Origin of the sequence: Hymenobacter algoricola, assembly GCF_039539525.1 — a bacterium.
GTDB classification, from domain to species: Bacteria; Bacteroidota; Bacteroidia; order Cytophagales; family Hymenobacteraceae; genus Hymenobacter; species Hymenobacter algoricola.
The window spans coordinates 45,686-59,041 of the sequence record NZ_BAABDH010000037.1 but is presented as its reverse complement, the minus strand read 5'-3'; the positions used below and the strand labels follow the sequence as shown (position 1 = coordinate 59,041).

The window sequence follows — 13,356 nt, the reverse complement described above, 5'->3', positions numbered from 1 at the left end:
ACAGGCCGCCGCCACGCGGGTGCGTAAATCAAGCGAATAGGGATTCATCTTACTGGCTACGGCTATCCGCCAAATAGGGATGAACTGTTCACGAATCCGCTATAATTGCATTAATACCCTGGTTTCAGGGTGCTTTTGCCCCCTCAGCACAGGCGTAAGCAAGCCTTCCGGCTAGACTAAGAGCGAGTTGAGACAGTAAATAGAATCGGGGCCGCTCAGACCAGCGGGGCGGTGGGCTGGGCCGCCTGGGGCTGAGGCCTACCTGCCAGGTGGGCTACCAGCCGGCGGCTGATCAGGTATACAAAACGGGAATTGGTGTACAGATAGCGCCGCCACAGGCGCCGGGGCTCCAGCCACAGCCGGTAAGCCCATTCCAGCCACAGGCGACGCGCCCAGTACGGCAGCCGGTTTTCTAGACCCGCATAGACCATAAAGGCCTGCCCTACCCCTATCATACAGGCCCGGATGTGCCCCTGATGCTGGGCCATCCAGCGCTCCTGACGCGGGCACCCCAGCGCCACAAACAGCAAATCCGGATCGGCGGCGTTGATGGCGGCCACGGCGGCAGCATCTTCGTCGGGCGTGAGGGGCCGGAATGGTGGCGCACAGGTTCCCACAACCCGTAGGGCCGGCAGCTCGCGGCTGGTACGGTCCACCAGCGCCGCCAACACCGTTTCGGTGGTGCCGTAGAAATAAACCGTTTGCCCGCGTAAGGCCGCCCCGGTCAGCAGGGCCGGTAGCAGATCCATGCCGGCAATGCGCGCCTGTGGCTGCCGATGGAACAGGCGGATGGCTGCCGCTACCGGGCTGCCATCGGGAGTAACCACGTTGGCTTCGTTCAGGATACTGCGAAAGTCCGGGTGCTGGTGTGCTTCAATCAGCATGTGCACGTTGGCACAGCACACGTAGGCCGACGAGCGGGCGGCGCCCAGCGTCAGGATGGCGTCCACAAAGTCGCTGGGCTGCCCCGTCGAAATCCAGGAATCCAGAACCGGGCGCTTGGGAAGCATAGGGCAGGGCAATAGCAGGCAACAGAAAAAAGATCGGCACAAGCGGCCAAGATGGGTAACACCGTGGCCGTGACTCCGGAAGCCCTTGCGTTGCACTTCTCTACTGTGTCAGAACAACGAACTGGAAACTGCCCGGCCGGTAACGGCTGCTAATAGGCGTTTTTCTCACCGCGCACCATATTCCAGATGGTCTGGCCGATAATTTTCATATCCAGGCCAAAAGACCAGGTTTCCAGGTATTTCAGGTCGTATTCCACGCGCTTTTTCATGGCCTGCGGGGCCTTGGTTTCCCCCCGGTAGCCATTCACCTGGGCGTAGCCCGTGATGCCAGGCGTTACGGCATGGCGCATCTGATAGGTGCGGATGTGCTTGGAATACTCTTCCAGCTGCGAAATCATGTTGGGCCGCGGGCCCACCACCGACATGTGCCCGAGCAGCACGTTGAAAAACTGGGGCAGCTCGTCCAGATTGTACTGGCGCAGGTAGCGGCCCACGCGCGTTACGCGCGGATCAACTCGGGTGGCCTGCAGCTCGGGCTGGCCATGGCCGGCGCTCATGGTGCGCAGCTTGTAGCACGGAAACAAATGGTTGCGCTTGCCGGGCCGCATCTGCTTGAAAAACACGGGCCCGGGCGAGTCCAGCTTGATCAGCAGGGCCAGCAGCGAAAGCACCACCGGAAAGAGACCGATAATCACCGTCAGCGAAAATCCAATGTCGAACACCCGCTTCAGCACCTGGTTGGTTCGAATGTGCAGGGGCTCGTGCCGGATAGTCAGAATAGGCATATGATCGTAGTAGTACACGTTCACGTCTTTGCGCACGGTGCCGCTGAAGTCGGGTACGATGCGGAAGGCCAGAAAATGCTCGTCGGCAAACTGTGACAAGTCCTCGATAAGGCTGTGCTGATCCAGCGGCAGGGAAAAGTATATCTCGTCGATCTGGGTGCGCAGGCAGTACTTCTTCAGGTCGGCCAAGGGGCCCCGTACCAGTGGGCGCAGGCCGGCGGCTACGGGCTCATCGGCGAAGAAGCCCTGGAACTGGTTGCCGACGGGGTCGTGGGAAGCCAGAAACCGGTACAGCTCCTGCCCGCTGTCGCCGGCCCCCACAATCACGAAGCGGCTGTGCGGCCGGGCAATATGCTGGTGGTAGGTGCGGTACAGGAACGTGAGCAGAAAGCGCCCCCCCACTACGGCGGTAACCGCCAGCGAGTAAACGGCAAACAGGTAGCGCAGCGGCAGCCAGTACATCTGTAAGGCCAGCACCACCACCAGCACAATGCTGGCGTGCAGCAGAAACGTGCGCATCAGGTACAGCAGCTTCTCGGGGTAGGTAATGAGCTTATCGACCCGGTAGATGTTGGCGAAGTGCCCAGACAGAATCCACCAGAGCAAGGCAAAAATGGCGAAGAAGAAGGGATAGTAGCCGCCGAAGGCCCAGGTTTGCATGATCAATCGCCCCGCCACGCGGAAGCAGCCGAAAATCAGCACAATGTCAATCATCGGCAGGATGATGCTGGAAGCGTCGGAATAGCGTCTGTAGCGTTCCATGGGATTCAGATAAAGAAGGCAGCACAGCCAACGGAGAAATTCAGATCTATCGGGAGCTTAAAAACAGAACGAGCTCTTAAGCAAAGAAAGTGTTTTTTATGCTTTAAACAATATTTTATATAACTTTTATTTACTAGTCACCGCTCAGAAGCCAACCCTTGCCAGTAGCTGACTGCTGGTTGCGTCAGGTTTGGTTACGGCTCTTACCACTTGCCTCGCGGCCTTTGGCAAACCCTCATAAGAAAAAGCCCCGGATAAGCAGCTGCTTATCCGGGGCTTTCTAAAGGTCTTGCCTACGGCGACTAGGCCGTTCCGAAAGCCGGCATCTTGCGCTCGGCCATGCGCTGGTCCATCAGGGACTTGCTGGACAGCATCACGGTAGCGTAGCCCTGGGGCACCTCAGTGTAGCGCAGGCTCACCTGCTGGCCCAGCCAGTACTCACTTTTGGTGGAAGCCAGGCGCTGGCCCTGGCCGTATTCGTTGAGCAGAAACTGGTGAATGGCGCGGCAGTTGGCGTCGCCCATGGTGCGCACTTCAATCGAGCAGAGCTTGTCTTTGTAGAACCCGTAGCTGATGCCCGTTACCCGGAAGCTGCCCACTTTCAGGTTTTCGGTCGACCGGGTGTAGTACGTGGTCTGGGTAGCGGCATCCGTGCGCTCCAGCACGAGGTGGCTGAACGTGTGCACGTCGGCGCCGAGCGTAGCTTCCCGGAAGCCGTTTTTCTTGTCCAGCGTCCGAATAGAGGCCGTGGAGGCAGAATGACCATTGGCACCATTGTGCGGATCAGCATGGCCGACCAGGGCGAACAAAACGAGCAGCAGGGCAACGAAGGGGCCTTTCATAGAGGCAATATACTATTTTACCCCAGAAGGACTCCTATTTGCCACTGTTTTTTCGCCAAAACTCCCAATCAAACGGCTTACCCTGTGCTGGTTACCTAACTGCCGGGACGGGTAGCTGCTGGCGGATAAAATCCCGGATGGCCTCCTGGGTGGCGGGCGAGAAAATCGGTTTGGGCTGGCCCGCCAGCAGCGGCCACTCCTGCTCGGGGGCCTGAAACTGGTGATTGACGCCCAGCATCTTGCGGCTTACCACGCGCTTGCTCCCCCGCAGGTTACGCTCCAGCAAAGCCAGGTTATTGACTCCGACCTGGGCATCCAGAGTACCGCTGAGCAGCAGCACCGGGCACTGCACCTTGGGCAACTCGGCCAAAGGGTCGAATTCCAGGAAGTAGCGGTACCAGGGTGTCGTCATCTGGGCGGCGCTGGCCAGGGCCGTGGTCTGATCCAGTCCGGCGCGGTACTGCTGCAGCATGTTGGCCACAATAGCCTGGGCCTGGGCGTTGTTCTTCGTCTGCCGCACAATTTCGAGCATGGCCTGCTGCTGCTTGATGAGAGCCTCCAGCTGCTTTTTATCCTCGCTGCGCTGCCGCATGCGCTGCTGGTCGAGGAAGGTTTCGACCTGGGCCGAGTTAGCCCCTTCGGCCCGCATCTTGTCGGCCTGCCGGCGGACATCCGCCTGAAACTGCTGCTGGGCGCGGGCCGCCTCGCTTTTGGTAGTATCGGATCCGCTGCTGCGAAGCTGCTCGGCCTGACGCAGCACCAGCTGCTCCCGGCCTACCACCCCGGCGGCAGCCAGCGTAACCACGAAGGCCGGGGGCAGCGGCTGCGCCGCGGTCAGCAGGGCTACGTTGCCTCCTTCCCCGTGCCCGACCAGGCCCAGGTGGTTGAAGTCGATCAGGGGCCGGGTGCGCAGAAAGTTCAGGCCCGCCTGGGCATCCTTCACCAGGTCGGCGGTGGTAGCGTTGGCGCTGTTGCCGCCCGACTGCCCCACGCCCCGGTCATCGAGGCGCAGTACGGCAATGCCCTGGCGGGTCAGGTAGTCGCTCAGCTCGCCAAACAGGCGGTAGGTTCCGGTGGTGGCGTCGCGGTCCTGCGGGCCCAGATCGGAGAGCAGCACCACGGCCGGAAACGGCCCCGCCCCGGCCGGAATGGTAAGCGTCCCGTTCAGGCGGGTGTTATCCGAAAGATTCGAGACGGCTACTTCCTCCACCCGGTAAGGCGGCGGAAACTTGAAATTCTTCGGATCTGCTTTCGGCGCCGCGAAGTAGGTCAGCGTGGCGGGCGTTTGGTAGCCGGGCTGCTGCCAGGTGCCCACCAGCTGCCGGCCATCGGCGGAGCGCAGACAAACAAACTGACACCCCACCTGCTGGGCGTCGAAGACCAGCGTGTCGCCGCGCTGCTGCACCTCCATGGGCGAGCGGGCAATGCGCTGCATGGGCACGTCGAGGGTGGCGAAACGGTTGCCGCCGGCCAGCTCCGTGATGGAAATAGCAATGGGCAGGCTCCCGCCGGGCACCGTCAGCGTCCCTTTCCACTGGCCGTCCAGGGTGGTTTTGGGCGCTTCGGCCGGCGTCTGGGCCGCTGCCAGCCCGGGCAGACACAACAGGAGGAGCCAGCTGCCGAAAAAGCCGGCGCCCAATTTTTTCATAGCAAAAAGCGACTGACAGCTCATTATCCCGGGGTAGTGACTACGGCCATACTCGACAGTAGAGACGGCAAAGTAGCGCATAATCCCGCGGGCTCAGGCCGGCACCTGCACGAACGCCTCCTCCTGCCCGGCGAGCCCGGCATTTTTGTCGACTAACTGGCGGGAGTACTCTGAAAATCAGGGCAGCAACACCTGGTCGATGACGTGCACCACGCCGTTGGTGCACTGCACATCCGGAATCACCATGTTGGCGGGCGTGGCGTTGCTCTTGCCCTGCACGGTCAGCAGGCCGTTGGCAAACGGACCCATCGTCAGGGGCGTGCCGCCCAGCGGGGTCAGGGTCGTCTGATCGGGCAGCTCCGGCGTAAACTTGCCGCCGTTGGCGCCACCGACTACGTGGTTGAGCAGCACGGCCGTCACCACATCTTTGGGAAGCAGCCGGATGTCCTTGGCCTGCACCAGGGGTACTTTGAGCAGGATTCCCAGATTGCGGAAGGCCTGGTCGGTGGGGGCAAACACGGTGAGCGGGGCGCTGCCCGGCGAGGCCGTCAGGGCCCCGGCCAGCTCGCAGTACAGCACGGCCTCGACCAGGAAGGTCAGCTCGGGCTTCACAAATACCTGGGACGTGCTCAGCGCCACGGCCGACTGCACGATATCGACGCCGGTGGCCAGGAGCACCTTATCGACGGCGTGAATCGTGCCGTTGGTCGCCTTCACGTCGGTGGCTACCAGGCGGGAGCCGTTGACGTACATGTTGCCCCCGCGAACGGTGAAGCGGCGGTTGGGACCCAGCGCCGAGGCCGACTCCCGGCCGTTTGCCAGGGCCGCGCCCGTCACGGTGCCGTTGGCCACGTGGTAGAGCAGCGTGTTGGTCAGGAAGGGCTGCTGCAGGGCAATCAGGTCGGCCGCGGTGCGCAGGCCCAGCCGGGCAAATGCGTCGTTGGTGGGCGCAAACACCGTGAAGTTACCCTGCAGGTCGTTGGGATTTTTGTTCGACAGCGTGGTGACCACGCCCCCGCGGATGGCGGCATCTTCCAATTCCTGAAAGTTGGCGTCGGCGACGGCCACCCCGGCAATGGAGAGGTCCATATCCTCGTTTTTGGCGCAGCCAAACAGCAGCAACGACGTGGCGGCAAAGCCGGCAAACCAGTTGGGGACAAAGTATTTCATGAGCAACAGGAGAAAAAGAGCGGAGTAGAGCAGAGCAGCAAGCGGCCGACCTACGATAGAAAAAGATGTGCGGATTCAGTTACTGACCAATCCGGCTACAATCTTCTTTTCGTAGGTGGCCAGCCCACAGAGTTGAACAATTCCGGAGTGGCTATGTTTTTCGGATGCTCTTGCCTTCGTCCTCATTCCTTACCTCATGCAACAACGTTACCGCATCCCCCTCCTTTTCCTGTGCGCCGTCTGCGGCCCCGGCGTCAGCCAGGCGCAGAGCTTACTCAGCGGCTTCATGTCCGGCAAGGGCACCGGCTCGGTGGTCGTGAGCGGCACCGTTGAGAAATACGAGAAAGTATTCATTGCCGCCCGCAAAGTGGATTCGGTGCCTATCTTCAGGCAGGTGCAGATCAGCTCGGTGAACCTGTTTGCCACCTACGGCCTCACCGAAAAGATTGACGCGGTGGTAAGCCTGCCCTACATCCAGTCGACGGGGGAAGCCGACGAGGCGGTGCTGGCCGACAACCGCGCCCGCACCCCGGGTGCCAACTACACCAACACGCGCCGCGGCCTGCAGGACGTGTCGGGCTACCTCAAGTTCAAAACCTACTCGCGGGAGGTGGGCACCAACATTCTGGATCTGCTCGGGGCGGTGGGCGTGAGCACGCCGGCCAGCAACTACAAGAACGAGCGGGGCCCGGAGTATATCATTGCCATCGGCAACCGGGCCACCAAGGTCAACGCCATCGGTATTGCCCAGCTCAAGACCTTGTCCGGGGTTTTCTTTACCGGGCAGGCCGGCTACAGTCTGCGCTCGGGGCAGGTACCCAACGCTTTCTTGGCCGAAACCAAGGTGGGCTACGCCGGCCGCAAAGTGTACGCCGATGCCTACGTGGCGTTTCAGCAGTCGAGCAAGTCCGGCACCGACATCGTGCAGGAAGGCTTTGTCGACTTTTACTTCCCCGCCACCCGGGTCAACTACACCCGCCTGGGTGCCAGCGTGTACCGGCCGGTGGCCAAGGGCCTGGGCATCGTGGCCGGCGCCAGCCTGTATCTGGCGGGCCGCAACCTGGGCAAGTCGCGCGCCGTGTCGGCAGGCCTGTCGTACAACTTCTAAGCGGGTTCCGGGCAGAAGCTGCCGCACCCGCTGCTTTGGGCCCGCGCCGCTTTGGTGGCCGGGTGAGTCGTACCTTTGAAAAAAAACAAGCAACGACGCCACGCGAGATTCCTCGGCAAGCTCGGAATGACATCCTCGTAAGTATTCTGCCCGCCTTACTTATTCTGGGCGCCCTGCTCAATCCAGCAGCGGATCAGGTCCCGCTCCTCCTGGGTGATGTTAGTCTTGTTGTTCTGGGGCATCGTTTTGGTGATGACCACCCGCTGCATAATCTTGTCCTGGAGGCGGATGATATCCTCGGGGGTGTCGTACTTCACCCCGTTCGGCGCCACTTTGAACACGTCGTCGGTGGGGTTGGAAGAGTGGCACTGCACGCAGCGGGCCTGCACGATGCCCTGTACCTGCGTGATGCTCACGGGCTGGCAGGCGGCCGCCCCCGCGGCGTCATTTTTCGGGGCGGTGGTGAAGGCCACGGCCAACAGAAACAGCGCCGAAGCGGGCAGCACCAGGGCGGTGGCCTGCTTTTTCTCGCGCAGGTTCATCCAGTGTTTCACCCCGGCCGTGCCCAGCGAAACGGCCACCAGCACCACCCACGGATAGGCGTGGCCAAAGGTGCTGGGAAAGTGGTTGCTGACCATCACAAACAGCACCGGCAGGGTGAAGTAGTTGTTGTGCAAGGACCGCAGGCCGGCGTTTTTGCCCAACTGCGGGTCCAGGGGCCGGCCCTCGGTGGCGGCCTTCACCATCTCCTTCTGGGCCGGGATGATGACGAAGAAGACGTTGGCCACCATGATGGTGCCCAGCATGGCCCCGAAGTGAATGTAGGCGGCCCGGGCGCTGAATACCTGGCAGTAGAAAAACGCAAACGCGGTGATAATCAGCCCGCCGATGAGCACGAACGGCAGCCCCTTGGTCACCAGCCTGGTTTTGCACAGCCCGTCGTACACCAGCCAGGCCACCACGAACGAGCCGATACCGATGGCCACGCCGGCCAGGGGGCTGAGGTCCAGAATCTGCGGATCAATGAGCATGGAGCCCGCGTTGAAGTAGTAGACCACGAACAGCAGGCTGAAGCCCGAGAGCCAGGTGAAGTAGGCTTCGTACTTAAACCAGTGCAGGTCGCGGGGAATCTGCGGCGGGGCCAGCTTGTATTTTTCGAGGTAGTAGAAGCCGCCGCCGTGCACGGCCCAGAGGTTGCCGGCCAGCTCGTCGCGCACGTTTTCGGTGCGGTTCAGGGCGTTTTCCAGGAACACAAAGTAGAAGGAGGCCCCGATCCAGGCGATGCCGAAGGTGATGTGCATCAGGCGCACCACGATGTTCATCCACTCCAGCAGGTGGCCTTCCCAGAGCGTGCCGCGCACAAACACGTAGGTCATACCCAGCAGGTAAGCCACCGCCAGCAGGATCAGGGCGTAGGAAAAGCCTTGCAACGTCAGGCCGCCTTCCCCGACTTTGCCGCCGCCCGACCGGGTTTTGGCCACCCGCTGCAGGGCGTAGATAACGCCGAGCAACAACAGAAATACCAGCAAAGCGGCACCAAAAGTAAGCAGTCGGATCATGCGGGGCGGGGGCCAGGGAGCGGCGCTTGGGGGCGCCTGCTCAAGGGTGGAAGAAAGTGGTTTTGCCGCAAATTATCCACCTTACCGCCGGAAGTGCGCGCTGCGAGTCGTCGCGGGGCAGCCTTCCACTTTGCCCGGCAAGCCCGCGGCAACGAGCTTCCGTTGAGGAAAAAACCCGGGCAATACCCACCCGAATCAGCCCCAATTTACAGAGAAAAATGCCAGACCTCGCCATAAAAAGTCAGCGCGCCGTGACGCCCGACGGCACCCGCCCCGCCCTGGTGCTCGTTGAAAACGGCAAAATCACCGACTTGCTCCCCATTGACGCGGAGGTTGGCTGTACCGTTATCGACGTGCTGGACCGGGCCCTGCTGCCGGGCGTCATCGACCCGCACGTGCACATCAACGAGCCGGGCCGCACCGCGTGGGAAGGCTTCAACACGGCCACCCGCGCCGCGCTGGCCGGCGGCCTCACCTGCCTGGTGGACATGCCGCTCAACTCCAGCCCCGTGACAACGTCGGTGGCCAACTTCGAGCTCAAGCTGGCCGCCACCCAGGATCAGCTGCACACCAACGTGGGCTTCTGGGGCGGCATCGTGCCCGGCAACGCGGCCGAGGTGGAAGGCCTGATCCAGCGCGGCGTGCTGGGCTTCAAGGCCTTCCTGACCCACTCCGGCATCGACGACTTTCCCAACGCCACCGAAGCCGACCTGCGCCAGGTGATGCCCCTGCTGGCCCGCCACGGCCTGCCCCTGCTGGTGCACTGCGAGCTGACCACCGACGACGCCGGGTGGAAGCAGCACGACCAACGCTCTTACCGGAACTACCTGGCGTCGCGGCCCCAAAGCTGGGAAGACGACGCGGTGGCGCTGATGATCCGGCTCTGCGAGGAATTCAGCTGCCCGGTCCACATCGTGCACTTGTCGTCGGCCAACTCCCTGGCGCCCATTGCTGCCGCCAAAGCCCGGGGCCTGCCGCTGACGGTGGAAACCGGCCAGCACTACCTGTTTTTCAATGCCGAGGACATCCGCGACGGACAGACGCAGTTCAAGTGCGCCCCGCCCATCCGCGAAAAGGCCAACAACGACCAGCTCTGGGCGGCCCTGCAAAGCGGCATCATCGACTTTGTGGCTACCGACCACTCCCCCGCCCCGCCTGACCTCAAGCAGATCGAAACCGGCGACTTCACCACCGCCTGGGGCGGTATTGCCTCGCTGCAGCTGGCGTTGCCCGTACTCTGGACGGCCGCCGAAAAGCGCGGCGCCACGCTGAACGACCTGGTGCGCTGGCTGAGCGAAAACCCGGCGAAGCTGGCCGGGCAGGCCCACCGCAAAGGCCGCCTGGCCCCGGGCTACGACGCCGACCTGCTGGTGCTGGACCCGGAGAATACTTTCCGGGTGACGGAAAGTCTGCTGCACCACAAACACAAAGTGTCGCCTTATCTTGGCCTCGAATTGCGCGGCGTGGTGGAGCAGACCTTCCTCGGCGGCGAGCTGGTCTACCAGCGCCCGGAATTCGTCCGGCTCAATCAGGGCCAGGTGCTGCTCGGCCAATCGGCCGGAATTCCCCAAAGCTGATATAGCCCGTCATGCTGAGCTTGTCGAAGCATCTCGCGTGCTGATGTTGAATTACTAACCAAAGCCCCTCTCCTCTTTCGGAAAGGGGTTGGGATGAGGCGCAATATCAGCACGCGAGATGCTTCGGCTTCGCTCAGCATGACGTTCTGATTTGACTTCCAGAGAATTCCTCGTTCTCTTTTCTCTTCCCCAAGCTCTCCCGAGTGGAAAACTATCTTGCCCGCGCCGAAAAAACTCTGGCGCGTATTCATGAGCTGGCCGCTATCAGCGAGGAGGCCGACGGCGTCACGCGCACCTTCGGCACGCCGGCCTTTTTGCGGGGCAGCGCCCTGGTACGCCGCTGGTTTGAAACCGCCGGCCTGAGCACCCGCCTCGACAGCATCGGCAACGTGCGCGGCCGGCTGGTGAGTGCCAATGCCGCCGCCAAAACCTTCGTCATTGCCTCCCACATCGATACGGTGGTGAATGCCGGCAAGTTTGACGGGCCGCTGGGCGTGCTGCTGGGCCTGGACCTGCTGGAAAGCCTCATTGAGCAGAAGGCCGAGCTACCGTTTCACGTCGAGCTGATTGCCTTCAGCGACGAGGAGGGCGTGCGGTTTCACACCACGTACCTGGGCAGCAAAGTCGTGGCCGGCTCGTTTGATCCCAGCCTGCTGGCCAAAACCGATGCCGCCGGCATTTCTCTGGCCGACGCTATTCAGACGATGGGCGGCAACCCCGCCACGCTGGCCGCCGACGCCATTCCGGCCCAAAGCTGGCTGGGCTATTTCGAGGCCCACATCGAGCAGGGTCCGGTGCTCTGGGAGCGGAACATCCCCGTGGCGCTGGTCACGGCCATTGCCGGGCAGCGCCGGGTGGAGCTGACGTTCAAAGGCATGGCCGGGCACGCCGGCACCGTGCCCATGGACATGCGCCAGGATGCCCTGGCCGGCACCGCCGAGTTCGTGCTGGCGGTGGAGAAATTCGGGCTGCAGAACAAAGCGGCACTGGTAGCTACCGTGGGTAAGCTCGACGTGCGCCACGCCGCCAGCAACGTTATTGCCGGGGAAGCCACCTGCAGCCTCGACCTGCGCAGCGCCGATGTGGCCCGCCTGCAAACCGCCTACGAAGCCCTCTACGAGCTGGCCGACGGCATTGCCACCAAGCGCCAGCTGGGTTTGCACTGGAACCCGATTCAGCAGACCGCGCCCCTCACCTGCGACGCCGGCCTGAACGCCCATTTGGCCCAGGCCATTGCCGATTCGGGCTACGCGGTGGTACCGCTGGTCAGCGGCGCGGGCCACGACGCGGTGCCGGTTTCCTTCGTGGCCCCGGCTACCATGCTGTTTGTGCGCTGCTTCAAAGGCATCAGCCACAACCCGCTGGAAAACGCGGAGCTGCCCGACATTGCCGCCGCCCTGCAGGTTTCCGAGCGGTTTCTGACCCTGCTTTTCAACGATTACACTTCTTCCCACCTCTCCCACTAGATGGAAATTTCCGCCCTCACCCGCTCCGTCGTCAAGCGCAACCACGCCATCATTGCCCCCGACGGCTACATCAACAGCAACGTACCCGGCTGGCTCAACTGCACCGTCAACGTCATCATCAACGAGCAGATGGGCGCCCGCCTGGCCCAGACGCTGGTTACCCTGCGCGCCGGCGGGCAGCTGACCGGCCAGACCCAGGCTTCGCAGATTTTCTTCTTCGTGGTGGAGGGCCAGTGCGAAGCATCTGTTGGCAGCCAGGACCGCACCCTTACGGCAGGACAGTACGTGTACGTGCCGGTTGGGCAGCAATACCTGTTTCAGAACCCCACCGAGGGCACCCAGATTCTGACCTTTCACAAGGTGTACGAGCCGCTGGCCGGTCAGGCTACCCCGGCCGTGCTTTTCGGGGAGCGGGACCTGGCCAAGGCGCCGGTGTACATGAACGACGAGGCCCTGCGCATTCAGGAGCTGCTGCCCAATGAATTGGGCTTCGATATGGCCGTCAACATCTTCACCTACAGCACCGGCGGCCACCTGCCGATGGTCGAAACCCATATCATGGAGCATGGCCTCATGTACCTGCAAGGCCAGGCCATCTACATGCTCGACAACGAGTGGTACCCGGTCAAAAAGGGCGACTCGATCTGGATGGCGCCCTACTGCCAGCAGTGGGCCACCGCCATGGGCCAGGAAGACTCGGTGTACATCTACTACAAAAACGTCAACCGCTTCCCCACGGTGATTTAGTTTTCGCCAGCTACAATCGACTATCACTCCGAGCATGTGGCGCCTTAAGCCAGAAACCGAGGAATTTCGCATGCTGAGGTTGGATTAGTAATTCAGATGACGCCACGCGAGATTCCTCGACTTCGCTCGGAATGACGTTCTTTCTGGTGCTGTCAACAACAAGAACATGACCCTCCACGACCTCAACAACCTCCCGCCCGTCGCCCGCGCCGAAGAGCTGCGCAAGTGCTGCGGCGCCCGCGCCTGGGTAGCCGGCATGAACCACGTTTTCCCCGTCGCCGACGAGGACACGCTGATGGACCACGCCAATACCGTTTGGAATCAGCTGTCGGAAGAAGACTGGAAGGAGGCTTTCACCCACCACCCCAGAATCGGGGGCAACGTGGCGGCGCTGCGGGAGAAGTTTGCCAGCACCAGCGCCTGGGCCGAGGGCGAGCAGGCCGGCGTGCGCGCAACGAGTGAGGAAGTGCTCCAGGCGCTGGCCGACGGCAACACCCGCTACGAGCAGCAGTTCGGCTACATCTTCATCGTGTTTGCCACCGGCAAAATGGCGGAGGAGATGCTGGCTTTGCTCGAAGCCCGCCTGTTCAATAAGCCCGAAGCCGAACTGCAGCTGGCCGCCGCCGAGCAAAACAAAATCACCCGTATCCGCCTCGAAAAGCTGCTGAGTTAGGGTCTTGGG

11 protein-coding genes are annotated in these 13,356 nt (G+C 62.1%); 5 read left to right on the top strand and 6 right to left on the bottom strand.

The genetic code is table 11. The features are described 5' to 3' along the window. Positions 1-215: 215 nt before the first annotated feature. The 5 genes from ABD842_RS10430 to ABD842_RS10410 form a co-directional block, all read right to left on the bottom strand. Positions 216-1,010, bottom strand: coding sequence for a WecB/TagA/CpsF family glycosyltransferase (locus ABD842_RS10430; protein ID WP_345113227.1), 795 nt, complete (start codon positions 1,008-1,010; stop codon positions 216-218). A gap of 149 nt (positions 1,011-1,159) precedes the next feature. Beyond that, entirely contained in the window at positions 1,160-2,557 is a 1,398-nt protein-coding gene (locus ABD842_RS10425; RefSeq protein ID WP_345113225.1) for an exopolysaccharide biosynthesis polyprenyl glycosylphosphotransferase, read from the bottom strand. A gap of 302 nt (positions 2,558-2,859) precedes the next feature. Next, positions 2,860-3,399 carry a hypothetical protein gene (locus ABD842_RS10420; protein WP_345113223.1) on the bottom strand — a complete coding sequence of 180 codons (540 nt, stop codon included), beginning with the start codon at positions 3,397-3,399 and terminating at the stop codon, positions 2,860-2,862. 91 nt (positions 3,400-3,490) lie between these two features. Beyond that, on the bottom strand, positions 3,491-5,047 hold the full coding sequence (locus tag ABD842_RS10415) for an alpha/beta hydrolase (RefSeq protein WP_345113221.1): 1,557 nt from the start codon (positions 5,045-5,047) through the stop codon (positions 3,491-3,493). Positions 5,048-5,224: 177 nt separating this feature from the next. Beyond that, a complete protein-coding gene (locus ABD842_RS10410; protein WP_345113220.1) occupies positions 5,225-6,217 on the bottom strand; it encodes a fasciclin domain-containing protein in 993 nt (330 codons plus the stop codon). A gap of 196 nt (positions 6,218-6,413) precedes the next feature. Between ABD842_RS10410 and ABD842_RS10405 the strand changes: the two genes are divergently transcribed. Beyond that, positions 6,414-7,325, top strand: coding sequence for a hypothetical protein (locus ABD842_RS10405; protein WP_345113218.1), 912 nt, complete (start codon positions 6,414-6,416; stop codon positions 7,323-7,325). A 155-nt stretch (positions 7,326-7,480) separates the two neighbouring features. Here ABD842_RS10405 and ABD842_RS10400 read toward each other — a convergent pair whose 3' ends face one another. Beyond that, positions 7,481-8,884: a urate hydroxylase PuuD gene (locus ABD842_RS10400; protein ID WP_345113216.1), complete on the bottom strand. Its 1,404-nt coding sequence runs from the start codon at positions 8,882-8,884 to the stop codon at positions 7,481-7,483. Positions 8,885-9,102: 218 nt separating this feature from the next. Here ABD842_RS10400 and allB point away from each other — a divergent pair, with 218 nt between their 5' ends. The 4 genes from allB to uraD all read left to right on the top strand — a co-directional run bounded on the left by allB (position 9,103) and on the right by uraD (position 13,347). Beyond that, positions 9,103-10,461, top strand: a complete 1,359-nt coding sequence (gene allB, locus ABD842_RS10395; RefSeq protein WP_345113214.1) for an allantoinase AllB — start codon at positions 9,103-9,105, stop codon at positions 10,459-10,461. A gap of 203 nt (positions 10,462-10,664) precedes the next feature. Next, complete coding sequence (locus tag ABD842_RS10390; protein WP_345113212.1) at positions 10,665-11,927, top strand: M20 family metallo-hydrolase; 1,263 nt, start codon at positions 10,665-10,667, stop codon at positions 11,925-11,927. Next, positions 11,928-12,674 (top strand): (S)-ureidoglycine aminohydrolase, encoded by a 747-nt coding sequence (gene allE, locus ABD842_RS10385; RefSeq protein WP_345113210.1) that lies wholly within the window; start codon positions 11,928-11,930, stop codon positions 12,672-12,674. A 166-nt stretch (positions 12,675-12,840) separates the two neighbouring features. Further along, positions 12,841-13,347, top strand: a complete 507-nt coding sequence (gene uraD / locus ABD842_RS10380) for a 2-oxo-4-hydroxy-4-carboxy-5-ureidoimidazoline decarboxylase (protein ID WP_345113208.1) — start codon at positions 12,841-12,843, stop codon at positions 13,345-13,347. The last annotated feature ends 9 nt before the right edge of the window (positions 13,348-13,356 follow it).